We start from the raw sequence: 25,575 nt of genomic DNA, 5'->3' as shown, positions 1-25,575 counted from the left end.
CAATTAACGCTGTGTTCAAAAATTACGTCCTGAATATCATTGTTTTCATGCGTCTGGCGCCGATTGTGGCAGTTCCAGAAATGCATTCGGCGCTGTGTTCAACAGCGCCGTATGTGATTACTTGATCAGGCCAACCCGCGAGAAATTCGGCAGGTGACTGAGTTTGGGTTCCGGCCAGCTCATCCAGACTGCGAAGGCCTTGCCGACAATATTCTTGTCGGGAACCATGCCCAGCAGATCCTTGGGAATAGTCGGATCATCCCAGTAACGACTGTCGTTCGAGTTGTCGCGGTTGTCGCCCATCATGAAGTAGTGCCCGGCAGGCACGGTCCACGTATGGTCAGGCGATGCGCGATAACGGCTCATTTCCTTGCGGATCAAGTGCTCGGCGGCGCCGAGTTTTTCCTTGTAGAGCTCGGCGCTGCCCAGCGTGCCCGGCTCGGAGCCGACCAGTTGCTCGGCAATCGACTCGCCGTTGACGAACAGGCGCTTGTCGGCGGTGTAGCGAACCTGGTCGCCCGGCAGGCCGACCACACGCTTGATGTAGTTGACGTTCGGATCACTCGGGTAACGGAACACCATCACATCGCCGCGCTGCGGATCACCGACTTCGATGACTTTCTTGTCGATCACCGGCAGGCGGATCCCGTAAGAAAACTTGCTCACCAGAATGAAGTCGCCGACATCCAGCGTCGGTTTCATCGAGCCGGAAGGAATCTGGAACGGCTCCACCAGGAACGAACGCAGGACCAGCACGATGAACAACACCGGGAAGAACGACTTGCCGTATTCGACCAGCAGCGGCTCTTTGTTCAGCTTCTCGACCACCACCACATCTGGCTGGCTGACGCTGCCCTGATAGGAGGCGATGGCGGCACGCCGACGCGGCGCCAGGAAAACCAGATCAAGCAACGCCAACAGGCCGCAGACGAACACGGCGATGACCAGCAACAGCGGGAAATTTAGTGACATAGGACCTAACTATCCAACCTGAGCACTGCAAGGAAGGCTTCTTGTGGAATTTCCACGTTGCCGACTTGCTTCATGCGTTTCTTACCGGCCTTTTGCTTTTCCAGCAGCTTTTTCTTACGGCTGACGTCACCACCGTAGCATTTGGCCAATACGTTCTTTCTGAGTGCCTTGACGGTTGTCCGCGCCACAATCTGACCGCCAATGGCGGCCTGGATTGCCACGTCGAACATCTGCCGTGGAATCAGTTCTTTCATCTTCTCGGTCAACTGGCGACCTTTGTAGTTCGCATTGTCACGGTGCACGATCAGCGCCAGGGCGTCGACCTTGTCACCGTTGATCAGCACATCCAGTTTCACCAGACTAGCCGATTGATAACGATCGAAATGGTAATCCAGCGAAGCATAGCCACGGCTGGTGGATTTCAGACGGTCGAAGAAGTCCAGGACCACTTCGTTCATCGGCAAATCGTAGGTCACCTGGACCTGAGAACCGAGGAACAGCATGTCGTGCTGCACGCCACGCTTCTCGATGCACAGGGTAATGACGTTGCCCAGGTGCTCTTGCGGCACAAGGATGTTGGCCCGCACGATCGGCTCGCGCATGTCTTCGATCGTAGACAGGTCCGGCAGCTTCGACGGGTTATCGACGTAAATCGTTTCACCGGTTTTCAGCAACAGCTCGAAAATTACCGTCGGCGCCGTGGTGATCAGGTCCAGGTCGTACTCGCGCTCCAGGCGCTCCTGGATGATTTCCATGTGCAGCATGCCGAGGAACCCGCAACGGAAGCCGAAGCCCAGGGCGTCGGAGCTTTCCGGGGTGTACTGCAGGGACGAGTCGTTGAGCGTGAGCTTTTGCAGGGCTTCACGGAAATCTTCGAAGTCATCGGAGCTGACCGGGAACAGGCCGGCGTAAACCTGCGGCTGAATGCGCTTGAACCCTGGCAGCACGTCGACGTCCGGCGTCGAGTTCAAGGTCAGGGTGTCGCCCACTGGCGCACCGTGAATATCCTTGATGCTGGCGATGATGAAGCCCACTTCACCGGCCTTCAGGTCGGCGGTAGGGGTGTGTTTCGGGTTGAATACACCAACGCTGTCCACCAGGTGGATCTTGCCGGTGGACTTGACCAGAATCTTGTCGCCCTTCTTCACACGACCGTGGCGCACGCGTACCAGGGAAACAACGCCCAGGTAGTTGTCGAACCAGGAATCGATGATCAACGCCTGCAGCGGATCTTCGATGTTGCCGGTCGGCGCAGGAATGGTGGTCACCAGGCGCTCGAGCACTTCAACGACGCCCAGACCGGTCTTGGCCGAGCACTCGACCGCGTCGGTGGCATCGATGCCGATGATTTTTTCGATTTCTTCCTTCACGCGCTCCGGATCGGCCTGTGGCAGGTCGATCTTGTTCAGGACCGGCATGACTTCCAGGCCCTGCTCGATCGCCGTGTAGCAGTTGGCAACCGACTGCGCTTCAACGCCCTGACCGGCATCGACCACCAGCAAGGCACCTTCACAGGCCGCCAGCGACCGGCTGACTTCGTAGGTGAAGTCAACGTGGCCCGGGGTGTCAATGAAGTTCAGCTGGTACTTGATGCCATCGCGAGCGGTGTAATAGAGGGTGACGCTGTGGGCCTTGATGGTGATCCCGCGTTCACGCTCCAGGTCCATGGAGTCCAGCACCTGGGCTTCCATTTCGCGCTCGGCAAGGCCGCCGCACATCTGGATGAAGCGATCGGCCAGCGTCGACTTGCCATGGTCAATGTGGGCGATGATGGAGAAATTGCGGATATGACTCAAATCACTCACGGATCAACACTCAAAAAGGCTGCAGGCATAGCCCGCCGAAAAATAGCCGGGAATTGTACCTGATCCACGGCGCAAGCGTCACGTTCGCAGGTCAGACGGCACCTACAAAAAACGCCCCGGTCTTGCGACAGGGGCGTTTTTGAAGGCTTTTGTAGGAGCCGGCTTGCTGGCGATACGGGCGTCGCGGTAGGCCTGGATGACCGCGGTGATGCGCTATCGCCAGCAAGCCGGCTCCTACAGGTTCGTGTGTTTCAACCGGCTCGGCGCAGGAGGTAGACACCTGCCAGGGCGCACACACCCGCCGGCACCAGCACCGCAAACAGCGGCGAGAACCCGAACACCAGGCTCGAAGGCCCCAGCAGATCCTGGACGATGCGGAAGGTGAAGCCCACCAGCACACCGGTGAATACCCGCTGACCGAGGGTGACCGAGCGCAACGGACCGAAGATGAAGGAGATCGCCATCAGTACCAGGGCCGCAGTGACCAGCGGTTGCAACACCTTGACCCAAAATGCCAGCCAGTAACGGCCATTGTTCAGCCCCTGATCCGCCAGGTAGTGGATGTAACCCCACAGACCGGTGATCGACAACGAATCCGGCGACATCACCACAGTGCTCAGCAGTTGCGGGCTCAGCGCCACGTTCCAGCGCTCGACCGGGGCCGTGACCACTTCGGTGCTCTTGTCATGGAACAGCGTGGTCGTGACATCGCTCAACTGCCAGTGATCCTTGTCGAACTTCGCGCGCTTGGCGAAGCTCGAGGACAGCATGTGCCGCTGATCGTCGAAGCGATAACGGGTCACGCCGTACAGCACGCCGTTGGGTTGTACCGAGTTGACGTGGATGAACTCCTCGCCCTGACGGTGCCACAGGCCATGCTTGGCGCTTTGCGCATCACCACTGCCTTGAGCCAGCGAGCGGTTGGCCTGCGCGGTGCTTTCGGTCGCCGGCGCGATGTACTCGCCAATCAACACGCCCACCACCATCAGGATCAGCATCGGCTTCATTACGGCCCAGACGATCCGGCCGACCGACACACCCGCCGCGCGCATGATGGTCAGCTCGCTGTGGCTGGCCAGACTGCCAAGGCCGATCAGGCAGCCGATCAGTGCCGCCATCGGCAACATGTCGTAAAGACGGCGCGGCGCGGTCAGCAAGACGTAACTCAAGACATCGGCCAAGGTGTAGGTATCGCTGACTTCACTCATCTCGTCGATGAAAGCGAACAGCGTGGCCAGACCGAGAATGATCCCCAGTACCGCCAGGATCGCGATGAAGACGCTGCTACCGATGTAGCGATCGAGCTTAACCACGGGCCACCTCCAGCGCGCTGCGGCGACTTGCCCGCTTCAACTGCCAGGGTTCCCAATAGAGCAAGCCAAGGCCGATGGCCAGGAAGATCGCGTGAACCCACCACAAACCCAGCGCGGGCGGGATCTTGCCCTTTTCGAGGGCGCCGCGAGCGGCAATCAGGATGCTCAGGTAAGCCATATAAAGAAGAATCGCCGGCAGCAGCTTGAGGAAACGGCCCTGGCGCGGATTGACCCGCGACAGCGGCACCGCCATCAAGGTCACGATGAAGACCAGCAAGGGCAAGGACAGGCGCCATTGCAGCTCGGTGCGCGAACGCAGGTCATCACTGCCGAGCAACGAACTGGTGGGCATTGCATCACGGTCGGTGACTTCGTCGCTGACGTCCGGTTTAGGCAGCAATACACCGTACTCTTCGTACTTGATCGCACGATAGTCGGCCTGCCCTGGATTACCGTCGTAACGATAACCGTTGTCGAGAATCAGGTAGCGGTTACCGTCCGGGCGGATTTCCTGACGGCCCTTCTCGGCTACCAGCACGGAAATCCCGCGGTCCTTCTTGTCCGACGAGACGTTCTTTTGCGAAATGAACACGCCGCCGAGGTGGATGCGGTCATCCGACAGGGTTTCGGTGTAGGTCACCCGGGTGCCGTCACGCAAGGCCTGGAAGCGGCCTGGCTCGAGGGTATCGAACTCGGTCAGCGCGTCTTGCTTGTTCAGCAGCAACTGAAACTGATTGGCCCCTTGTGGCGCCAGGCTCAGGCTCAACCATGCCACCACCAGTGCCACCAGGGTGGCCGGAAACAGGGTCATGGTGAACAGGCGCTGCTGGCTCATGCCCGTGGCAGAGAGCACGGTCATTTCACTTTCAAGGTACAGGCGACCGTAGGCCAGCAGGATCCCGAGGAACAGGCCCAGCGGCAGGATCAGTTGCAGAAAGCCTGGCAGGCGAAAGCCCATGATCAGGAACAGCGAGCCCGGATCCAGAAGGCCAGCCGCCGCCTGGGCGAGGTATTTGATGAAGCGTCCGCTCATAATGATGACCAGCAGCACGGCACTGACGGCGCTCAAGGTCAACAGGACTTCGCGGGATAGGTAACGGAAGACAATCAAACCAGACACTCCAGGGTTGTCAGGCTAAGGCGGCCAAACAAGCAAACGTATCAGGCAGCCCGCAAGACAGAGCTGCCGAAAAAAGTTGGCGCATTATCCTGTGATTGGACGCGCCTGTCACTGCGCATGGTTACGCAGGCGGCCAAAGCGCAGAAGATCGTACAACCGAGGGTTGTCAGGCGCCGGTAGCGAGGTTCAAACTGCGGCCTTTGTCGCAAGCCGTGACTTGCGTCTTTCACTCTATAAATAAGCAGGCTCGAACGTCTGTCGTCGAGCACTTGCGTGTTGACCCATCATTCAGGGACCCGGACATGGAACTGGTTGTAAAAAGCGTTAACCCAGAAACGTTGAAAACCTCCACCCTGGTGGTCGCCGTCGGCGAAGGCCGCAAGCTCGGCGCCGTTGCCAAACAACTCGACGAGCTGAGCGGCGGCGCGATCAGCGCTGTGCTCAAGCGTGGCGACCTGGCCGGCAAGGTTGGCCAGAGCCTGTTGCTGCACAGCCTGCCGAACCTCAAGGCCGAGCGCGTGTTGCTGGTCGGCGTGGGCAAGGACGAAGAACTGGGTGACCGCCCGTTCCGTAAAATCATCGCCGGCGTCCTCAACACCCTTAAAGGCCTGGGCGGCAGCGATGCTGTGCTGGCGCTTGACGAAGTGATCGTCAAGGGTCGCGACAGCTACGGCAAAACCCGCCTGCTGGCCGAAACCCTGGTGGACGGCGAATACACCTTCGATCAGTTCAAGAGCCAGAAAGCCGAACCTCGCGCCCTGAAGAAAGTCACCCTGGTGACCATCAAGGCGGCCCAGGCTGAAGTCGAGCGCGCCGTGGCCCACGCCACCGCGATCGCCAACGGCATGGCGTTCACCCGCGACCTGGGCAACCTGCCGCCGAACATCTGCCACCCGACGTTCCTCGGCGAACAAGCGAAAAACCTCGGTAAAGAATTCAAAAGCCTGAAAGTCGAAGTCCTTGACGAGAAGAAAATCAAGGAACTGGGCATGGGCTCGTTCTACGCCGTCGGCCAGGGCAGCGCCCAGCCGCCGCGCCTGATCGTCATGCAATACAACGGCGGCAAGAAATCCGAGAAGCCGTACGCACTGGTCGGCAAGGGCATCACCTTCGACACCGGCGGCATCAGCCTGAAGCCGGGCGCCGGCATGGATGAAATGAAGTACGACATGGGCGGCGCTGCCAGCGTCTTCGGCACCCTGCGCGCCGTGCTCGAACTGAAGCTGCCGATCAACCTGGTGTGCATCCTCGCCTGCGCCGAAAACATGCCGAGCGGCAACGCTTCGCGTCCGGGCGACATCGTCACCACCATGAGCGGCCAGACCGTGGAAATCCTCAACACCGACGCCGAAGGCCGTCTGGTGCTGTGCGATGCCCTGACCTACTCCGAGCGCTTCAAGCCGCAAGCCGTGATCGACATCGCAACCCTGACCGGCGCTTGCGTCGTAGCATTGGGTGCGCACACCTCCGGCCTGCTGGGCAACAACGACGAACTGATCGGCCAACTGCTGAGCGCCGGCCAATCGGCTGACGACCGCGCCTGGCAACTGCCGTTGTTCGACGAGTATCAGGAGCAACTGGACAGCCCGTTCGCCGACATCGCCAACATTGGCGGCCCGAAAGCCGGCACCATCACCGCTGCCTGCTTCCTGTCGCGCTTCACCAAGAACCTGAACTGGGCGCACCTGGACATCGCCGGCACCGCCTGGACCAGCGGCGGCAAGGACAAGGGCGCCACTGGCCGTCCGGTTCCATTGCTGACCCAGTACCTGCTGGACCGCGCCAAAGCCTGAAACCGATGACCTCGGGCGGCGTTGCTTTCGGGCGACGCCGCCTGGGGCTCAGGAACCGCAATGACCAAAGTCGACTTCTATATCCTGCCCAGCGCTGATCCTTCGGCACGGCTGGATTTCGCCTGCAAGCTCACCGATAAAGCCTGGCGCATGGGCCATCGCATCTACCTGCATTGCAGCGATGCCGCCCAGCGTGACGATCTCGATGCGCGCCTGTGGGCCTTCAAGGGCGAAAGCTTCGTGCCCCACGGTCCCGCCGAAAGCGAGCCGGACGGTTTGATTGTGCTGGGTCTTGGCGATGACTGCGGTCAACATCAGGATTTGCTGGTCAATCTCGACCTGAAAGTCCCGGCCTTTGCCAACAAATTCGCCCGGGTGGCGGAAGTCGTGGTGGAGGATCCGGCGATACGCACGGCTGCGCGGGAGAGTTTCCGTTTCTACCGCGAACAGGGCTATCCTCTGCAAGATCACCGTTTACAGCGACTCTGAGCATTCCGATGGACACTCCAAAACCGCTGCAAAAGTCCGCGCACCTGCTGGACGACCTTGAGTCGATCCGCCAATTGCTCGGCGATGACAACCTGCAACCACCGCTGCTGACCGACACGGTCGAGGACGGAGAGCAGGAACAGATTCCGATGTTGTTCGACACGGTCAGCGCCAGTCAGCCCACCGTCGCACCGACGCCAGTCGCCGCTGCCGCGCAACCGGCACCCGCCGCAACCAAAGGTCCCGATGACCTGCTGCACCTGGACAGCGAACTGCGTGCCGCCGCGCAATTGATCATGCAAGACGTGATCGACGACTTCGCCCCGCACATCGAAACCGAAATCAAACGCCGCCTCAGCGCGCGCCTTGAGCGGTTATTGAGCCAGTACAACGACTGAACCTCCCCCCCTGTAGGAGCGAGGCTTGCCCGCGAAGGCGGTGTGTCTGCCGCCATCAATGCTGGACATGATGGCCTCTTCGCGGGCAAGCCTCGCTCCTACAAGGGTATGCGCGGTTTTTAACACTGCGCCCTGTCTGCACCTGCTCGCCCTATCCATGCTGCCCCGCTATACTCGTCGGCTTTTCCTGAATTAATGCCAATAGGGTCCCGCCGCGCATGGATAAGACCTACCAGCCGCACGCCATTGAAACTTCCTGGTACAACACCTGGGAGTCTGAGAATTACTTCGCCCCGCAAGGCGCGGGCGAGTCCTACACCATCATGATCCCGCCGCCGAACGTCACCGGCAGCCTGCACATGGGTCACGGCTTCAACAACGCGATCATGGACGCCCTGATCCGTTTCCGCCGCATGCAGGGTCGCAACACCCTGTGGCAGCCGGGCACCGACCACGCCGGTATCGCCACGCAAATGCTGGTGGAACGCCAACTCGAAGCCCAGGGCCAGAATCGCCACGACCTGGGCCGTGAGAAGTTCCTCGAGAAAGTCTGGGAATGGAAGGATCAGTCCGGCGGCAACATCAGCCGTCAGATCCGCCGTCTCGGCTCGTCCGTGGACTGGGGCCGCGAGCGCTTCACCATGGACGACGGTCTCTCGGAAGCGGTGAAAGAAGCGTTCGTGCGCCTGCACGAAGACGGCCTGATCTATCGCGGCAAGCGTCTGGTCAACTGGGACACCAAGTTGCACACGGCGATTTCCGACCTCGAAGTGGAAAACCACGACGAGAAAGGCTTCCTGTGGAACCTGAAATACCCGCTGGCCGACGGTGCCAAGACTGCTGAAGGCAATGATTACCTGATCGTCGCGACCACTCGCCCGGAAACCATGCTCGGCGACTCCGCCGTCGCGGTTAACCCGAACGATGAACGCTACAAAGCCCTGATCGGCAAATTTGTCGAGCTGCCGCTGGTCGGCCGCCGCATCCCGATCATCGCCGACGATTACTGCGACCCTGAATTCGGCACCGGTTGCGTGAAAATCACCCCGGCCCACGATTTCAACGACTACGAAGTCGGCAAGCGCCACAACCTGCCGCTGCTGAACATCTTCGACAAGAATGCTGCCGTACTGCCGGCCTGCCAGGTGTTCAACCTCGACGGCACGCTGAACGAAAGCATCGACGGCAAGATCCCGGCTGAATATGTCGGCCTCGACCGCTTCGAAGCGCGCAAACAAATCGTTGCTGCGTTCGACGCTGCCGACCTGTTGGTCAGCGTCAACGATCACGCGTTGAAAGTGCCGAAAGGCGACCGTTCCGGCACCATCATCGAGCCGTGGCTGACCGACCAGTGGTACGTGTCCACCAAGCCTTTGGCTGAACCGGCGATTGCTGCTGTTGAAGACGGCCGTATCCAGTTCGTGCCTAAACAGTACGAAAACATGTACTTCTCGTGGATGCGCGACATCCAGGATTGGTGCATCAGCCGTCAACTGTGGTGGGGCCACCGGATTCCGGCCTGGTACGACGAGTCGGGCAAAGTCTACGTCGGTCGCGACGAAGCCGAAGTGCGTGCCAAGCACAACCTCGGTCCGGACGTTGCGCTGCAACAGGACAACGACGTTCTCGACACATGGTTCAGTTCGGGCCTGTGGACATTCTCGACGCTCGGCTGGCCTGAGCAGACCGAATTCCTGAAGAAATTCCACTCCACCGACGTGTTGGTGACCGGTTTCGACATCATTTTCTTCTGGGTTGCCCGGATGATCATGCTCACCATGCACCTGGTGAAAAACGAAGACGGCACGCCGCAGGTTCCGTTCAAGACCGTTTATGTTCACGGTCTGGTCCGCGATGGACAGGGCCAGAAGATGTCCAAGTCCAAGGGCAACGTCCTGGACCCGCTGGACATCATCGACGGTATCGAGCTGGAAGACCTGGTGCAGAAACGCACCTCCGGCATGATGCAGCCGAAACTGGCGAAGAAGATCGAGAAGCAGACCCGCGACGAGTTCGCCGACGGCATCGCCAGCTACGGCACCGACGCCCTGCGCTTCACCTTCTGCTCGCTGGCGTCCACCGGTCGCGACATCAAGTTCGACATGGGCCGCGTCGAAGGCTATCGCAACTTCTGCAACAAGATCTGGAACGCCGCGCGCTACGTGCTGGACAAGGGCGAAGACTGCGGCCAGAACGGCGAAGCCTACGAACTTTCGCTGGCGGATCGCTGGATCATCTCGCAGCTGCAACGCACCGAAGCCGAAGTGACCCGTCAACTCGACCAGTTCCGCTTCGACCTCGCGGCACAAGCCTTGTACGAGTTCATCTGGAACCAGTATTGCGACTGGTACCTGGAACTGTCCAAGCCTGTGCTGTGGGACGAAAACGCACCGGTCGAGCGCCAGCGCGGCACCCGTCGCACGCTGGTGCGCGTACTGGAAGTTGCGTTGCGCCTGGCGCACCCGTTCATGCCGTTCATCACCGAAGAAATCTGGCAGCGCATCGCGCCGCTGGCCGGTATCGAAGGCAAGACGATCATGCTGCAACCTTGGCCAGTGGCCAATGAAGAGCGCATCGATCCGGCGGCCGAGAATGACATCGAGTGGCTCAAGGAACTGATGCTCGGCACGCGCAACATCCGTGGCGAGATGAACATCGGTCCGGGCAAGCCGCTGAACATTTTCCTGAAAAACGTCAGCGCCGAAGACCAGCGTCGTCTCACCGAGAACGAAGCCTTGTTGAAGAAACTGGCTCGTCTCGAATCGATCACCGTGTTGGCTGCCGGCGAAGAAGCACCGCTGTCCGCCACCGCGCTGGTGGGTGAGATGGAAGTGTTGGTGCCGATGGCCGGCCTGATCGACAAGGACGCTGAACTGGCGCGTCTGGACAAGGAAATCCTGCGTCTGCAGGGCGAAGTCCAGCGCGTGGGCGGCAAGCTGTCCAACGCCGGTTTCGTCGACAAGGCTCCGGCCGAAGTCATCGAGAAGGAACGCGCCAAACTGGCTGAAGCCGAACAGGCTTTGGGCAAACTGGCCGAGCAGCATGCGCGGATTGCCAGCCTGTAACGGCAAATCGCAATGAAAAAGGGAGGCCCGCAACGGCCTCCCTTTTTTGTGCCCGCCACTTTTTGCTTTCTGTAGGAGCGAGCGATGCGGCGACCCGACTTGCCCGCGAAGAACGATAACGCGGTGTATCTGATTGACCGTGTCGCGGCCTTCGCGGGCAAGCACCGCTCCTACAGGTCCCCCGTCAGACCATTGACTGTGGGACAATACCCGCCACTTTCAGCCATACCCGAATCGACAACGCCCATGACCGCCCCCCGCACACCCCGCCCTGCGCGCAAGAAGCCTGACCCCGCCACCCCGGCCAAAGCCGTGGAACCGCGTGAAAAGGCCAGCCTGCACCCGCGCAACCGCCATCAGGGTCGTTACGACTTCCCGGCGCTGATCAAAACCACGCCGGAACTGGCGAAGTTCGTGATCATCAACCCGTACGGCAAGGAAAGCATCGACTTCGCCAGCCCGGACGCGGTGCGGGTGTTCAACCGGGCGCTGCTGAAATCGTTCTATGGCATCGCCCATTGGGACATTCCGGCCGATTACCTCTGCCCGCCAGTGCCGGGCCGTGCTGACTACGTGCACTTCCTGGCCGACCTGCTGGCCAGCGTCAATGACGGCGAAATCCCGCGTGGCGCGCCGGTCAAGGTGCTCGACATCGGCATGGGCGCCAACTGCGTCTACCCGCTGATCGGCTACAGCGACTACCGCTGGCACTTCCTCGGTTCGGAAATCGACCCGACGGCCGTGGCCGCCGCCAAAGCCATCGTCCAGTCCAACGGCCTGAACAAGGCCATCCAGTTGCGCCAGCAGACTAATCCCAAGCACATTCTGCTGGGCTTGCTCGAACCCGGCGAACGCTTCGACCTGACCATGTGCAACCCGCCGTTCCATGCTTCGATGGACGAAGCGACCAAAGGCAGCGAGCGCAAATGGCGCGCCTTGGGCCGCGCCGACCCGAAACGCAAACTGCCGGTGCTGAACTTCGGCGGCCAGTCGGCCGAATTGTGGTGTGAAGGTGGCGAAGCACGTTTTGTGACGCAACTGATCGCCGAGAGCGCGCATTTTCAACACAAAGTGCTGTGGTTCAGCACCCTGGTCTCGAAAGCCTCAAACTTGCCTTCGATCCAGACGGCGCTGAAAAAGGCCGGGGTTCTGGAAAGCCAGGTCGTGGAAATGTCCCAAGGGCAGAAGCAAAGCCGCTTCGTCGCGTGGACCTTCCAGACCAAGAGCGAACAGCAGGTCTGGCGCGAGCGTTGGGTTAAAAAAAGCTGAGTAACTGACCAACGCAGATCAACTGTAGGAGCGAGCCTGCTCGCGAAGGGGCCGTGTCAGGCGACATCGATGCTGGATGTCAGACCGCTTTCGCCGGCAAGCCGGTCTCGCTCCTACAATTGGTTTTGCGGTGTTGGCGAACAATCGCCAAATCACAGGCACAAAAAAACCGTGCCCGGATCACTCCGGAGCACGGTTTTTTTTACTGCGTCTTACTTGTTAACAGCGTCGGTCAGGCCTTTGGCCACAACCAGCTTGATAACTTTCTTGGCAGCGATTTCGATGGCAGCGCCAGTCGAAGGGTTACGGCCGGTACGGGCAGGACGCTCAGTCACTTTCAGCTTGCCGATACCTGGCAGAGTGATTTCGCCGCCGTTTTCCAGCTGATCGGCAACGATTTGGCCCAGTTGGTCCAGAGCGTTACGCGCGGTGGTTTTTGGCGCGTCGATAGCTTCAGCGATGTCGGCGATCAGTTGGTCTTTAGTAAGAGCCATGTAGTGTTCCTTCCCTATCAAATTCATATGGATTGCAGAGTGCAGTGTCAGCCATCGAGCCCGATCTTCTGGATCTGGCACCCTCGGCCAATAACCACGGGATCGGGGTTATAGATACCGAAATCAGGGTTTGGTTCGACCTGACAAATGCTGAATGCACGCTTAACGCAGTGACTTCGCGTAAGACGGGGCAAAACTAGCACAGAGACGGGGAAATATCCGCCTCTTGCTACCCATTTGGTCAGCTTTATTGCTCTAAAACAGGAAAAAACTGCATAAGGGCCGTCGGTCGGCTACGAATTGCCCTTCGCACCGCGCCAAAACCAGTGGTTGCGGTACACTTGGCACTTTTTTGGGAGCCTGCCCTGCTCTCTCCAACCAGCCGTATCAAACAGCCGAGAAGCCCATGCCGATCCGTCATTGCATCGTCCACCTGATCGACAAAAAACCCGACGGCACGCCCGCAGTTCTCCACGCCCGCGACTCTGAACTGGCGGAATCGAGCGCCATCGAGAACATGCTTGCCGACCTCAACGAGAGCTACAACGCCAAACAAGGCAAGGCCTGGGGTTTCTTCCATGCCGAATCCGGGGCGCACCCGCTCAGCGGCTGGCTGAAGGAATACCTCGACGGCGGCAAGGACTTCACCGCGTTCAGCCGTGTGGCGGTCGAGCATCTGCAGAAGCTGATGGAAGAGTCGAACCTCTCGGTGGGCGGCCACGTGCTGTTTGCGCATTACCAGCAGGCCATGACCGATTACCTGGCGATCGCGCTGCTGCACCACAGTGAAGGCGTTGCCGTGACCGATCAGCTGGACGTGACCCCGTCCCGCCACCTCGATCTGGGCCAGTTGCACCTGGCGGCGCGAATCAACGTCTCCGAGTGGCAGAACAACAAACAGTCCAAGCAGTACATTTCGTTCATCAAAGGCAAGAACGGCAAAAAGGTTTCGGAGTATTTCCGCGACTTCATCGGCTGCCAGGAAGGCGTCGACGGCCCGGGTGAAACCCGCACGTTGCTCAAAGCGTTCAGCGACTTCGTGGAAAGCGAAGACTTGCCCGAAGAGTCCGCCCGCGAAAAAACCAAGACCCTGGTGGATTACGCCAGCAGCCAGGCCAAACTCGGCGAGCCAATGGGCCTGGAAGAACTCTCCGAACTGATCGACGAAGAGCGTCCGAAAGCCTTTTACGATCACATTCGCAACAAGGACTACGGGCTTTCGCCAGAGATTCCGGCGGATAAACGCACCCTGAACCAGTTCCGCCGCTTCACCGGTCGCGCCGAAGGTCTGTCGATCAGCTTCGAAGCGCACCTGCTGGGCTCGAAGATCGAATACGACGAAGAAGCCGGCACGCTGATCATCAAAGGCCTGCCGACTCAGCTGACTGACCAGCTCAAGCGACGCAACTGATGCTAGGCAGCGTGCTGAAGAAATTCCTGCTGATACTGCTGGTGGTCATGGTTTATCAGAACTGGGGCAAGATCGAGCGGGTGTTCAACCCCTCGCAGGTGGTGTCGGAACAGACTCAGGCCAAGGCTAACGTCGTGCTCTACGCCACTGAGTGGTGTGGTTACTGCAAACTGACCCGACGGTTTCTCGATCAGAAAGGCATTCCGTACAAGGAATTCGACATCGAGAAGGACGCCGAGGCGCGCAAGACTTATGAAGCGTTGGGTGGTGGCGGGATTCCGATCATCGACGTCAACGGAACGCTGATTCGCGGGTATGACCCGGATGCGATTCTCTCTGCATTGAAATGAATGCATTCCTCTGTAGGAGCGAGGCTTGCCCGCGAAGAACGATAATGCGATGTAACTGTTGTACCGCGTCATCGTTCTTCGCGGGCAAGTCGGGTCGCCGCACCGCTCGCTCCTACGGGGATTGTATCGTTTCCGGGAACCGTGGCAGGTCTCCGGAGCGGGGTCGGTCAGCGTTTTTCGATCCGAAACCCGAACCGCGGAAAGTGCACATGCACCACCCCGCCACGTTCGTCTTCACGGCGCAGAATCAATTCCTCACGCCCGGCAAACAGCAACTCACCGGCCACCGGATCAACACCGTAATCGGTTGCTGTAATAACCACCTGCTGCCCCATCTCAAACCCGTTCGGCTCTTCGAACTGCTCATCCGGCAACGCGGCAGGCGTGGCATTACGCGCCACCGCCAGCGCGTCCTCGGATGTCATCTCGCTGAACGCACCATGCCCGAAACCCAAGACCCGTGCATGCCACGCGGCAACCGCCGGGTACGCATCGACCAGCGGCGCAGTCACCGGTGTCGCTTTCAAGAACCACAGCGAATGAGCCAGGGCGAAGTCGGCAATCGACGGTTCACCGAACAGAAAGTCGCCCTGCTCGCGCTGCAGCTGTTGCTCCAGACGCGTCATGATCGTTGGCCATTGATGCCGCGCCTGTTCGGCCGACAACTTTGTCGCACTGCCACCGCTGAAAAAACTGGCGCGATCGGCGAGGAACGCCTTGATTGCTTCCGGCGGCAAATGGCCGAAACGCACCGCGACCGACGCAGGCTGAAACACCAGGCTTACGGCATGCTGGAACACCACCGAATCCGCCCAGGCAGCGAAGCTCGCGGCAATCATTTCCTGACCTTCCGGGAAGAACGCCGGCAAGGCTTTTTCCTGCTCCAGTCGACGGGCGATCAGCGACGTGTCGCAATAAACATCCGCACCAATCTGCAACACCGGCGTCTTGCGATAGCCACCGGTCAAAGCCGTCAGATCGGGTTTTGGCATCACCGGCGAGATCTTCACCGAGCGCCAGGACAGTCCCTTGAAGCCCAGCAGCAGGCGGGCCTTTTCGGCGAAAGGGGACGTCGGGTAATGATGAAGAATCAACTCGGACATGCTCGGCTCCGCCGCACGGATAATGAATCCGCAGCTTAGCGCGCAATCCGCAAGCAGCCTACAGATCTGCCTGATGGCAACTGATCAATCAGATTGATAAGCCCGCAGCAAAGGTCGCTACCAGACATTCCTTGGCGCTTTTCTTGAGTTTTTTGATCAGCCGCTCCTGACGCAGCGCTTCGCTTTTGTCGCGGCAGACTTCGGTGTAGACCAAGGCCACCGCCGGGCTGGAAAGGAAGAACCGCGCGCCTTTGCCGCTCTGGTGAGTGGCGAAGCGGCGGACGGGATCGTCGCTGATCCCGCAGTAGAGCGAACCGTTGGCCGCGCGAACGAGGTAGACGAACCAGGGTTTGCTGACGGGCAGCGTCGGTTCGGCGGCAATGGCGGCGGGTTCGCTCGGCGTGTTCACGTGACGATCAGGGCTTGAGAGGAAACAAGCCGCGATCTTATCAGCGACTGGCCTGAAATGCCTTCAGCCCCTTCAAGGCCTGAGCGCGAACGGCGTTTCTCACCAGTGGCGTCCAGCCCAGCAGCAGGCCCTTGAACCCCAGCGCCTGACGCGACCAGGTCCACAGATCAAAACGGTCGTGGTGCTCGCAGATCTTGCCGTCGCGAAACACAAAACGGGCCTGAATATCGTTGACCACGGTATTGCCGGTCTGACTGAACAGGTACGTCGCCACCCAATGCGCGCCGCCACTGCTTTCATCGCTGCGCACGTTATCGAAGGTCAGGGAAAAATCCTTGGCCCGGGTGGTGAGCATGCGCCACATGTCACCCGCGTCGCGCCCGCGCAATTCGCCAAATGCCGGATCGCTGAACACCACGTCGTCGGTGTAGCAGGCGCTCATGGCCTCGGCATCCAGGCGCTGGAAGGCCTCATAGAACCGGGTGATCAAAGCGTTGTGGGCATCACTCATGGGCAAGCTCCCTGGTTTGAAAACTGGTTTCGTAGAATTGCCTGCACGATAGTCAACTAATGTTCGAAACACTACCGGCATTCGTGGTGGGAATACCCTCAGTTGTGCCGAAGCCTAATGCACCATGCCACTCTCACGAGCATACGAAAACAGGTCCACATCCGTGGAAATGCCCAGCCGCTGCATGGCCATGTTTTTCTGTTTGCTGATGGTCGAAACGCTGCGTTTGAAGTGGCCGGCGATTTCACTGACGGTCATTCCGCTGGCGAGCATTCTGACCACTTCGTGCTCTTTTGCTGACAGTGCAGCGCAACTCGACCGGGCCCGCGCCTCGGCCTGAAGCAGCGCCGTGCGCAACGACTCGCTGATGTAACGTCGTCCTTCAGACACGGATTTTATCGCCATCGGCAACTCCTTCGCCGACGCGCCTTTGGCGATGATCGCCACCACGCCTTGTGCGAACGCAGCCCTCAGCGTGGTGACGTTGGCAAACATCGTGACCAGAATGATCGGCATCGTCGGGTAGCCACGTCGCACCCGGCTCAGCATCTTCAGCCCGTCGGCCTGCAAGTTGCCCGGCATGCAAAAGTCGGTGATCAACAGATCACAAGGCGTCTTGCACAGCAGGCTCAACAGGCTGTCGGGACCATCGGCCTCCCCCACCACCACACATGTCCGGTTCAGATCGACGAGCATCCGCAAGCCGATACGAACGACCGGATGGTCGTCAGCAATGATTACGCGCATTGTCGGATTTATCCTGTTTGGTGACTGGAATGCGCGAAAAATAGCGCCGTCCTGTTCCTACCACAACGCCCGTTCCCGACCGTAAAACTACTTCGCCCAATGTAATCGGGGGGGTGTTCTTTCTCCTATAAAACAAAAAGAACCGCCCTACGTTTGCAAGCTACATCGGCCACACAGAAGGACTACAGACAACGCGATGCAGGAGGGCGATTTGTAGCCCGCAACACGCTTTCATACACCGGGCTGTTCGTTTTCGTATTAGTTGCATTCCGCCTGGCTGCTTCGATCGATAGATTGCGCCCTGTCCGTACAGGGCAACTCCCAACAATCGTTCATCAAGGAAGAGCCACACATGAACAAGCGTTTATCACTTCTGACTGCCGCTTTGCTGCTGACCGGTGCCTCGTCGGCGTTCGCGGCGTCCAGTACTGATCTGACCGTAACGGGCATTATCACGCCTACGGCCTGCACACCGAGCCTGGCCAACGGTGGTGTCGTCGATTACGGAAAAAGATCCGCGAAAGACCTGAATCCGACCGCCCACACACCACTCGGACGCGAGACCATTCAGCTCACAGTGAACTGCGATGCAGCAACACCGTTTGCGATCATTCCCTCCGACAACCGAACGAACACAGCAAACGGTGGTAGCTTCGGCTTGGGCATGATCAACGTGAATGAGAAATTAGGCGGGTACGACATCGAGTTTTTAAACCCGGTCGCCGACATCCCGGTGAAAGCTTTGTGGTCACCAAATAAGGGCGACACTTGGTCCGATTTAATTGATGGCGATTCAGTTCCACCAAACCAGTGGGTCGCGTTTGGCAACCGCACCGGCAGCGCTTGGACACCTGACTTCCTCCAAAACGTCACGGTAGATATTGCGGTAAATGCCCGAATCGCTCCCGCCAACAGCCTGACCCTCACCGACGAAGTCACACTCGACGGTTCCGCAACGCTCCAGATCGAGTACTTGTAACCCTCCGTCATCAACGGGCAACGCCAGCCCCGTAGCGTTGCCCGCTCACTCAAAGGACGACCCATCATGGAAAGATGCTCCCTCGCTCTATTGACGCCCCTGTTGATCGCTTGCGCTCCCATGACCTTCGCCGCCAGCAGCGCCGACCTGAGTGTCACCGGCCTGATCACCCCCAACGCCTGCACACCTAGCCTGTCCGGTGGCGGCATCGTCGACCACGGCAAAGTGACAGTGAAAGACCTGAAACCGGACCAGCCTACAGCCCTGAAAAACGGCACGCTGTACCTGGATGTGAATTGCGATGGCGCCACGCCATTTACCCTGACGACGATCGACAACCGCGAAGGCTCTTCTGCCTTTCACCCCAACAGCCACGGGCTGGGCGTCGTCAACGACGACCAGAACCTGGGCAGCGTTGCGTTCGGCCTGTTCGATGCGGTGGCCGATGGGGCGGCGGTGAGAACCATCATCTCTCTCAACGACGGAGCCACCTGGCGAGTGTCTTCCTACCTGGGGCACGCCGGCCGCACCGCGTTCGCGGCGTTGACCGACTTGAGCACACCGATCGCCATCAAGGATCTGCGTGCGCGGCTCACAGCGTTTACCACCATCGTTCGCACGAACGACTTGACGCTGACCGACGAAATCCCCATCGACGGGCACGTCACGGTGCAGCTGAACTATTGATAGGTCGGTGTTCCCGGCTCCATTTTTTCGAATATTCAACGAGACACGTCATGACGATGTTTTCCAGAGTCACCCGTCATCTGTTCCATTCCGGCCTCGGTGCATTTGCCCTGCTGCTGAGCGCACACGCTCAGGCCGACGGCATGGTGCCGAACACTTCCGTGGTCATCGTCAACGAGGCCGACGGCGAAGCGTCCGTGTCCGTGACCAACACCGATGCCAACCTGGCGTTGATGCACGTCACCCTTGAAGACATTGCCGAGGACAGCGAATCGCTGGTGTTCGTGACGCCGCCGCTGGCGCGCGTCGAAGCGGGCAAAACCCAATTGGTGCGGTTCATTCTGCAATCAGAAAAACCCCTGCTCACTCAGCGTTTGAAGCGGGTGATCTTTGAAGGCATCCCCCAGGGCAAAGCCCCCGCCGAGGCGGGTCAGGCACGTGTCGGCGTGACGGTGCGCCAGAACTTGCCGGTGATCCTGCACCCCAAAGGCCTGGCGCCCAATCGCACGCCGTGGACCGACCTGCAATGGTCGCTGAAGGACGGCCAACTGACCGTGCGCAACGACACGCCTTATGTGGTCCGCCTGGGCCAGGAAGTGCAATTGTTGCCAGCGGCGGGCAACGCGATGTTGCCGAAAACCTACGTGTTGCCCGGTGAGCACATCAGCATCAAGGTGCCCGAAGGCGCCGCCACGCAGGTGCGCTTTCAACCGGCAACGGTCTACGGTTTTGCGGTGCCGCATTACGAGGCGCCCATCCAGTCCTGAACCACCCTGACGGCATCATCACGGACGGATGAGCGCCCATGTTTCAAGGCGACGGCCATCTGGTCGTTGCCACAGGCGTGCCTGTAACCGCACGCCGCAATAACCCAAGTGAACCCGATGAACACAGTATCGATTTACCGTGATGGCGAAGCCGTGCCCGTTATTCGGGCCGTCGCTCGCCCTCATCCATGGCGGCGGCGAACCACTGCGGCATTGCTGCTGAGCAACGCGCTGATGGTGCTCGACGCCCACGGTGAGGCGTCGTTCGACAAGGACACGTTGCTGCAGCGCGGCATCGATCCGGCGCTGGCGACGTTGCTGATGCAGGCGCCGCAGTTCACGGCCGGCCGGCACCCGGTCACGCTGACGGTCAACGGTCAGCGCCATGGCCGGGTCGACGTCACGTTCAATCGCGAAGGGGCGTTGTGCTTCGATCGTGCGCTGCTTGATGCGGCGAACCTTACGGTGCCCGCGCTTACGCTGGACGATGGTCAGTGCCACGATTTTCTTGGCAGCGCGCCGCAGGCCGTCATCGAACCGGACCCCGCGAACCTTGCCCTGTCGTTGATCGTGCCCACCGACGCGATACGCCCCACGGCCCGGGATTTTTCCGGTTATCAAACCGGGGGCATTGCCGGTTTGATCAACTACGACGTCACCGGTTTGCATAGCCGTTCAGGGGACAGTTCGAGCCGCTACGCCTCGGCCAACACCGAACTCGGTTTCAATGCCGGTGACTGGATCGTGCGCAGCCGTCAGGTACAGACCTGGCAGGACGACATCTCCCGCACCACGCACATTGCGGCCTACGCCCAGCGCACTTTCGCCAGTCAGGAAGCGGTGCTGCAGGCGGGTCAGATCAACCTCTACAACCCGGTGCTCGCCGGTGCGCAGATCACCGGCGTGCAAGTGCTGAACGAGCAAGCGCTGCAGGTCGAAGGGCAAAGCGCGGTCATTGAAGGGATCGCCAACAGTCAGGCGCAGATCGAGGTTCGCCAGAACGGTTCGCTGATCCATTCCACGGTGGTGCCCGCCGGCCCGTTCGCGCTCACCAATGTGCGGCGGCTCAACACGCGTTCCGACGTGGAAGTCACGATCAAGGAGGCCGATGGCAGCGAGCGCAGTTTTACCGTGCAGGCCGCGATGCTGGGAGTCAGTTTGCCAGCGCCTGGTTACTCGCTGGGGGCCGGTCAGGTGCGCAGTGTCGGTGATGCGCAAGCGGGCGATCCTTGGGTGATCAGCGGCGGCTGGAGCGGTGCGCTCACCCCGCAAGTGTTGCTCAGCGCCGGCCTGACCGGCGCCGCCGACTATCGCGCGACAGGCGCCAGCGTCGGCCTGTTGCCCTCGCCCGCCACTCAAGTGCAAGCCACGCTGACCGGCGCGCACGCCAGCGGCAGACAAGCCAGTCAGGGACTTCAGGCGGACCTGAGCGTCTCGCACCGGTTGAACGAGCAGTGGGCGCTCAATGCCGGCAGTTCTTACCGAACCCTCGGCTACCGGGAACTCGAAGAGGCGGTGTTCGACAACACGTCCGACAACAGCAACTCCCGTTACCGCGATCAGCAGAGCGCAGCCCTGTCGTGGTCGCATCCATGGCTCGGCGCCTTCAGCAGCGGCTTCAGCCGCTCCAGTTCGTTCGACGGCCAAAGCAGCAGCCGCGCCCTCGCCTCTTGGGGCACCAGCATCGCTGGCGTGTCGGTCTCGGCGACCGCCGAATGGCAGGTCAGCGGCGCCAGCCGCAACGATGACAGCGTTTACCTGAACCTCAGCATTCCGCTGGGCGAGAACCGCCGGGCGCGCACCTGGGTGCGCAGTTCCGCCGGTGAATACCGCAGCGGCGTGGGCTTGAGTGAGCGGGTCAACGATCAACTGGGTTACCGGGTCGGCGTCGAACACGACACACGCGACAAACAGGTGCAATCCACGGCCGGCGTTTCACTGCTGCCGCGCTACGCCCAACTCGACCTCAACTACACCCGCGCCGACGACGAACGCTCCAGTTATCAGGCCAGCGCTCGCGGCGGCGCGGTGTTGCACGGCGGTGGCGTGACGCTGTCGCCGTACCCGGTGAGCGACACCTTTGCGCTGCTGTCGGTGGGCGACATGGGTTCGATCAAAGTGTCGACGCCCAGTGGTCCGGTGTGGACCGACTGGCAAGGTCAGGCGGTGATCCCGCAAGTGGCCGCGTACGGCCGCAGCCCGGTGGAAGTCGACACCAAAACCCTGCCGCGCAACGCCGACATCCACAACGGGCTGGCGGTGATTTCGGCCGGTCGCGGCGCCGTCGACACCGTTGAATTCGGCATCACGATGACCCGTCGAGCCTTGCTCAAGGCCACCACCGCCAACGGCGCGCCCTTGCCGCGCGGTGCCTCCGTGAACACCGAGGATGGCGAGTTCGTGACCCTGGTGCAGGACGGTGGCCTGGTGTTTTTGCCCAACGTCCTCGACCGCCGAGCGCTGTGGATCAGCGCGCCGGGGCTGGAACGCTGCGAACTGCGCTTCGAACTGCCCGCCGACGCCGACGCCAACGCGTACTACGAAACCGCCCCCGCCAAGTGCCGAGCCCTCTGAGGATGACTTCATGAACCTGTCACGCTATTTGCTGCTGACCCTCACGCCCCTGGCACTGAGCGGACTCACGCCACTGGCCTCGGCGTCCACCGATGACTGTCAGTTCAACCTGAGCCAGCCGGTGCTCGATTACGGCTTGATGAACCGTGCGATCCGCCCCGATGCGGCAGCGGAACGACACCTCGGCGAGCGCCCGCTCAGCCTGACCCTGAGCTGTGCGCAGCCCATCGACATGAGCCTGTTCTACCGGGCGATGGCCGCGACCGCCGAACGCTTTCACTTTGCCGAACGCGGCACTTATCAGGTACGCATTCGCGACGCCGTATTAGACGGCCAGTCGGTGGAGATCGGCTTGATTGCCGGAGCCGGTCAGCCGCCGAGCAAAACGGCATCAAACCTGATCTGGCGACCGGAACACGGGATCGTGCCGGTGCAGGCCGGCGTGCCGGTACAGGGCCGCAGTTTCTCGGCGCAGCTTGAACTGACCGCCTGGGTTCAAGAGCAAGGCATGCAGGTGCGTGACGCGGTGATCTGGGAAGCGTTTGGGGTGTTCGATGCCATCGGCGCCGGACGCACCCGCGAGGCGACCTTGCGCGCCCGCTTCGCCCCGGCGGCCTGCGAGCCGGTGTTGTCCAACGGCGGCGTGGTCGACTTCGGCACCCTGTCGAAAAAAGACCTCAACGCCGACAAGGACACGCGCCTGCCGCCCAGATCGTTGACGCTGATGGTCGGCTGCGACGCGCCGGCCTCCTTCGCCCTGATCATGCATGACAACCGCTCAGGCTCGGCGACGCTCAACAGCGAGTTTTACTACGGCCTGGGCAAGGACAGTCGCGGCAACAAGATTGGCCAGTATTCACTGAACGTGGACCCGGTTGACGCCAATGCCGACGGTTTCGCCCGCCTCTATCGAACCGACTCCAGCACCGCCGGCACGGCCTGGAGCACCGGCAGCGCCAACCCGATCCCCATCGGCCAGACCCGATACCTGGCGTTCACCGACAACGCCGGCAGCAGCGCCGGCCCGGTACTGATCCAGAACCTCAGCGCCACGGTGACCGTCGACGCGGTCATCGCCCCCACCAACAGCCTGGATTTGAGCACCGCCATCGAGCTCGATGGCGCGGGGACGATCGAGATTATTTACCTGTAACACCCAACCCGATCCTGCTGGATCCGGGGTGCGTTTGAGCGCCTCGGGGCAGTCAGGACAATAACCATAGAAGTGAGTAAGAAATGATTAAAAAGTACTTTGCAGCACTCTCCGCCATTGCGCTGATTAGCGTTGCACCTTTTGCACTGGCGGCTTCGAGCACTGATTTGACGGTGACGGGCCTTATCACCCCGAACGCATGCACGCCGACGCTGTCCGGTGGTGGGATCGTCGATCACGGCAAGTTTTCAGCCAAGGATCTACGTCCGGACAGAGAAACACCACTGCCTTCCCAAACATTGCAGCTAGCAGTGAATTGCGATGCCGCGACAACGTTCAAGCTGCGCGGGATCGATCACCGTGCGGCTTCGTCAACGGACGGTAATGGGTTCGGTCTGGGCTTTATTAATACCGATCAGAAACTTGGGTACTCCGAGCTACGATCGATAGCGCCAATGGCGGATGGTGTGAGTGTCGTCCCCTTGCACTCGCGCGATAACGGCAGCACCTGGTTCAGATCTGCCCAGATCGACGCTCTCGGCGTTTCCTCCTACGGAGCACTAGGCACAACCACTCCGATAGCCATCAAGGATTTACTCACGGACTTGAAGGTCGACACCTACATTGCCCGTGCCGACGCCCTTGACTTGACCAACGAGGTCGCTCTGGACGGCTTGGCAACCCTGGAAATTCTCTACTAACACCGAAGCCCGACCTTGCCCGAGGTCACGCTTCGGGCAAGGACTGATTCCGCTAACCACACAAAGCGAAACCTGTCCCATGAAAACAATTCCACACGCTCTGACGATGGCGCTTATCGTCCTGACTTCGCCGCTCACCTTCGCCGCCTCGTCAACGGACCTGACGGTCACAGGCCTTATTACCCCGAATGCTTGCACCCCGACGCTTTCCGGTGGCGGGATTGTTGATCATGGCAAGCTTTCAGCCAAAGACCTGAATCTGGACAAGAACACGTTCCTACCTCTCGAAACATTGCAGCTAGCCGTGAACTGTGACGCAGCGACCGCATTCAGGCTGTTACCAACCGACAACAAACTCGGCACGGTTACTGGTCCCAACGATTTCGGCCTTGGCTTTATCAATGGTGATCAGAAGCTTGGCGGTTTCACAGCGCGACTCATGACCCCCATGGCGGATGGTGTTGCTGTGCAGCCGTTGTGGTCCAGTAACAATGGCGGTACCTGGAACAGGGGCACTGATTTGAACCATGGAATCCTTTCGGCGTTCGGTGCTGTAGGGGGCCCGAACACGCCGATTGCCGTCAAGGATCTGCAGGCAGACCTTAGGGTAAGCACCGCAATTGCCCGCGCCGACTCACTGGACCTGACCAACGAAGTCGCTCTCGACGGCTCGGTCACCCTCACCATCGCCTACCCATAACTCCGTAGCCAATCTTGTCCGAGGTCATGCCTCGGGCAAGGACTGATTCCGCTCACCCGACACAGTGAAACCTGTCCCATGAAAACAATTCCACACGCGCTGACGATGGCCCTCATCGTCCTGACGTCGCCGCTAACCTTCGCCGCCTCGTCGACGGACCTGACAGTCACAGGCCTCATCACCCCGAACGCTTGTACACCAAGCCTGTCGAGCGCCGGCATCGTCGATTATGGAAAGATTCCGGCCAAAGATTTGAAACAGAACACGTCCACTCCACTCGGAGAAAAAACACTGACGCTGGACGTGAAATGCGACGGTCCCACGCCATTCGCCCTGTTCGCCAAGGACAATCGCGCCGGCTCGGCTTCGTCTGCATCCAGCTTGTATTTCGGCTTGGGCAAGATCAATGAAACCCAGAAACTGGGTGGTTATTTTCTGACGATGATACATGCCGTCGCCGATGGCGAAGCCGTACAGACCATCAAGTCCGTGGATGGAAAGAACGACTGGAGGGCCCAAGTTTTCATGTGGCCCGGACAATACATGTCAGTGGCGGCCATTGGTAATCCAAGCTTGCCGATCCCCATTCAGGACCTGACCCTGGAACTGGGAATCGCTACTTCGATTGCGCGGGCCGACGGGCTGGACCTGACCAACGAAGTCCTGATCGATGGTTCTGCAACGCTTGAGATGAACTACCTGTAAATCGGGGCGCCGCATTATCGGCAACGGTGATGCGGCACCGGTACACGGCAAACCCACGAA

Annotated in this window: 24 protein-coding genes; 15 read left to right on the top strand and 9 right to left on the bottom strand. The window is 60.2% G+C overall.

Annotation, left to right across the window (positions count from 1 at the left end; translation table 11 throughout):
* Positions 1 to 117: 117 nt before the first annotated feature.
* The 4 genes from lepB to lptF all read right to left on the bottom strand — a co-directional run bounded on the left by lepB (position 118) and on the right by lptF (position 5,201).
* Positions 118 to 972: a signal peptidase I gene (gene lepB, locus ACYZUC_RS25770; protein WP_461991230.1), complete on the bottom strand. Its 855-nt coding sequence runs from the start codon at positions 970 to 972 to the stop codon at positions 118 to 120.
* A 5-nt stretch (positions 973 to 977) separates the two neighbouring features.
* Positions 978 to 2,777 carry a translation elongation factor 4 gene (lepA, locus tag ACYZUC_RS25765; RefSeq protein WP_461991228.1) on the bottom strand — a complete coding sequence of 600 codons (1,800 nt, stop codon included), beginning with the start codon at positions 2,775 to 2,777 and terminating at the stop codon, positions 978 to 980.
* A 251-nt stretch (positions 2,778 to 3,028) separates the two neighbouring features.
* Positions 3,029 to 4,090: an LPS export ABC transporter permease LptG gene (lptG, locus tag ACYZUC_RS25760; protein ID WP_461991226.1), complete on the bottom strand. Its 1,062-nt coding sequence runs from the start codon at positions 4,088 to 4,090 to the stop codon at positions 3,029 to 3,031.
* Positions 4,083 to 5,201, bottom strand: a complete 1,119-nt coding sequence (gene lptF / locus ACYZUC_RS25755; RefSeq protein WP_008042482.1) for an LPS export ABC transporter permease LptF — start codon at positions 5,199 to 5,201, stop codon at positions 4,083 to 4,085. Before lptF ends, lptG begins: the two co-directional genes overlap by 8 nt.
* A gap of 311 nt (positions 5,202 to 5,512) precedes the next feature.
* Here lptF and ACYZUC_RS25750 point away from each other — a divergent pair, with 311 nt between their 5' ends.
* The 5 genes from ACYZUC_RS25750 (at position 5,513) to rlmF (ending at position 12,224) form a co-directional block, all read left to right on the top strand.
* Positions 5,513 to 7,003, top strand: coding sequence for a leucyl aminopeptidase (locus ACYZUC_RS25750; RefSeq protein WP_461991224.1), 1,491 nt, complete (start codon positions 5,513 to 5,515; stop codon positions 7,001 to 7,003).
* Between the two features lie 60 nt (positions 7,004 to 7,063).
* On the top strand, positions 7,064 to 7,492 hold the full coding sequence (locus tag ACYZUC_RS25745; protein WP_008026678.1) for a DNA polymerase III subunit chi: 429 nt from the start codon (positions 7,064 to 7,066) through the stop codon (positions 7,490 to 7,492).
* An 8-nt stretch (positions 7,493 to 7,500) separates the two neighbouring features.
* Positions 7,501 to 7,890: a DNA polymerase III subunit chi gene (locus tag ACYZUC_RS25740; RefSeq protein WP_461991222.1), complete on the top strand. Its 390-nt coding sequence runs from the start codon at positions 7,501 to 7,503 to the stop codon at positions 7,888 to 7,890.
* Positions 7,891 to 8,108: 218 nt separating this feature from the next.
* Positions 8,109 to 10,955 carry a valine--tRNA ligase gene (locus ACYZUC_RS25735; RefSeq protein WP_461991220.1) on the top strand — a complete coding sequence of 949 codons (2,847 nt, stop codon included), beginning with the start codon at positions 8,109 to 8,111 and terminating at the stop codon, positions 10,953 to 10,955.
* A gap of 246 nt (positions 10,956 to 11,201) precedes the next feature.
* Complete coding sequence (gene rlmF / locus ACYZUC_RS25730) at positions 11,202 to 12,224, top strand: 23S rRNA (adenine(1618)-N(6))-methyltransferase RlmF (RefSeq protein ID WP_461991218.1); 1,023 nt, start codon at positions 11,202 to 11,204, stop codon at positions 12,222 to 12,224.
* A 212-nt stretch (positions 12,225 to 12,436) separates the two neighbouring features.
* On the opposite strand, the gene ACYZUC_RS25725 is transcribed toward rlmF, so the two are convergent.
* Positions 12,437 to 12,718, bottom strand: coding sequence for an HU family DNA-binding protein (locus ACYZUC_RS25725; RefSeq protein WP_007905514.1), 282 nt, complete (start codon positions 12,716 to 12,718; stop codon positions 12,437 to 12,439).
* Positions 12,719 to 13,124: 406 nt separating this feature from the next.
* On the opposite strand from ACYZUC_RS25725, the gene yejK reads away from it, so the two are divergent.
* Together yejK and ACYZUC_RS25715 are read left to right on the top strand one after the other, a co-directional pair.
* A complete protein-coding gene (yejK, locus tag ACYZUC_RS25720) occupies positions 13,125 to 14,129 on the top strand; it encodes a nucleoid-associated protein YejK (protein ID WP_461991216.1) in 1,005 nt (334 codons plus the stop codon).
* On the top strand, positions 14,129 to 14,479 hold the full coding sequence (locus ACYZUC_RS25715; protein ID WP_461991215.1) for a glutaredoxin family protein: 351 nt from the start codon (positions 14,129 to 14,131) through the stop codon (positions 14,477 to 14,479). Before yejK ends, ACYZUC_RS25715 begins: the two co-directional genes overlap by 1 nt.
* 167 nt (positions 14,480 to 14,646) lie before the next feature.
* On the opposite strand, the gene ACYZUC_RS25710 is transcribed toward ACYZUC_RS25715, so the two are convergent.
* The 4 genes from ACYZUC_RS25710 to ACYZUC_RS25695 form a co-directional block, all read right to left on the bottom strand.
* Positions 14,647 to 15,582: a glutathione S-transferase family protein gene (locus tag ACYZUC_RS25710; RefSeq protein ID WP_461991213.1), complete on the bottom strand. Its 936-nt coding sequence runs from the start codon at positions 15,580 to 15,582 to the stop codon at positions 14,647 to 14,649.
* A gap of 88 nt (positions 15,583 to 15,670) precedes the next feature.
* On the bottom strand, positions 15,671 to 15,991 hold the full coding sequence (locus tag ACYZUC_RS25705; protein ID WP_008042467.1) for a GIY-YIG nuclease family protein: 321 nt from the start codon (positions 15,989 to 15,991) through the stop codon (positions 15,671 to 15,673).
* A gap of 40 nt (positions 15,992 to 16,031) precedes the next feature.
* On the bottom strand, positions 16,032 to 16,502 hold the full coding sequence (locus ACYZUC_RS25700; protein ID WP_461991211.1) for a nuclear transport factor 2 family protein: 471 nt from the start codon (positions 16,500 to 16,502) through the stop codon (positions 16,032 to 16,034).
* Positions 16,503 to 16,616: 114 nt separating this feature from the next.
* Positions 16,617 to 17,249, bottom strand: a complete 633-nt coding sequence (locus tag ACYZUC_RS25695) for a response regulator (RefSeq protein ID WP_461991209.1) — start codon at positions 17,247 to 17,249, stop codon at positions 16,617 to 16,619.
* A 352-nt stretch (positions 17,250 to 17,601) separates the two neighbouring features.
* Between ACYZUC_RS25695 and ACYZUC_RS25690 the strand changes: the two genes are divergently transcribed.
* The 8 genes from ACYZUC_RS25690 (at position 17,602) to ACYZUC_RS25655 (ending at position 25,515) form a co-directional block, all read left to right on the top strand.
* Positions 17,602 to 18,228, top strand: a complete 627-nt coding sequence (locus ACYZUC_RS25690) for a DUF1120 domain-containing protein (protein WP_461991207.1) — start codon at positions 17,602 to 17,604, stop codon at positions 18,226 to 18,228.
* Positions 18,229 to 18,294: 66 nt separating this feature from the next.
* The gene (locus tag ACYZUC_RS25685; protein WP_461991205.1) at positions 18,295 to 18,915 is read left to right on the top strand and encodes a DUF1120 domain-containing protein; all 621 of its coding nucleotides are present in this window, start codon (positions 18,295 to 18,297) and stop codon (positions 18,913 to 18,915) included.
* A 50-nt stretch (positions 18,916 to 18,965) separates the two neighbouring features.
* Entirely contained in the window at positions 18,966 to 19,682 is a 717-nt protein-coding gene (locus tag ACYZUC_RS25680; protein WP_461991203.1) for a fimbria/pilus chaperone family protein, read from the top strand.
* Positions 19,683 to 19,799: 117 nt separating this feature from the next.
* Entirely contained in the window at positions 19,800 to 22,256 is a 2,457-nt protein-coding gene (locus tag ACYZUC_RS25675) for a fimbria/pilus outer membrane usher protein (protein ID WP_461991201.1), read from the top strand.
* Between the two features lie 10 nt (positions 22,257 to 22,266).
* Positions 22,267 to 23,409 (top strand): DUF1120 domain-containing protein, encoded by a 1,143-nt coding sequence (locus tag ACYZUC_RS25670; protein ID WP_461991199.1) that lies wholly within the window; start codon positions 22,267 to 22,269, stop codon positions 23,407 to 23,409.
* Positions 23,410 to 23,492: 83 nt separating this feature from the next.
* Positions 23,493 to 24,110 (top strand): DUF1120 domain-containing protein, encoded by a 618-nt coding sequence (locus ACYZUC_RS25665; RefSeq protein WP_461991197.1) that lies wholly within the window; start codon positions 23,493 to 23,495, stop codon positions 24,108 to 24,110.
* Positions 24,111 to 24,189: 79 nt separating this feature from the next.
* Entirely contained in the window at positions 24,190 to 24,810 is a 621-nt protein-coding gene (locus ACYZUC_RS25660; RefSeq protein ID WP_461991195.1) for a DUF1120 domain-containing protein, read from the top strand.
* A 78-nt stretch (positions 24,811 to 24,888) separates the two neighbouring features.
* Positions 24,889 to 25,515, top strand: coding sequence for a DUF1120 domain-containing protein (locus tag ACYZUC_RS25655; RefSeq protein ID WP_461991193.1), 627 nt, complete (start codon positions 24,889 to 24,891; stop codon positions 25,513 to 25,515).
* Positions 25,516 to 25,575: the final 60 nt, after the last annotated feature.

The organism is Pseudomonas sp. GT1P32 (assembly GCF_054897805.1).
This window is presented reverse-complemented; position numbering and strand designations above follow the sequence as displayed.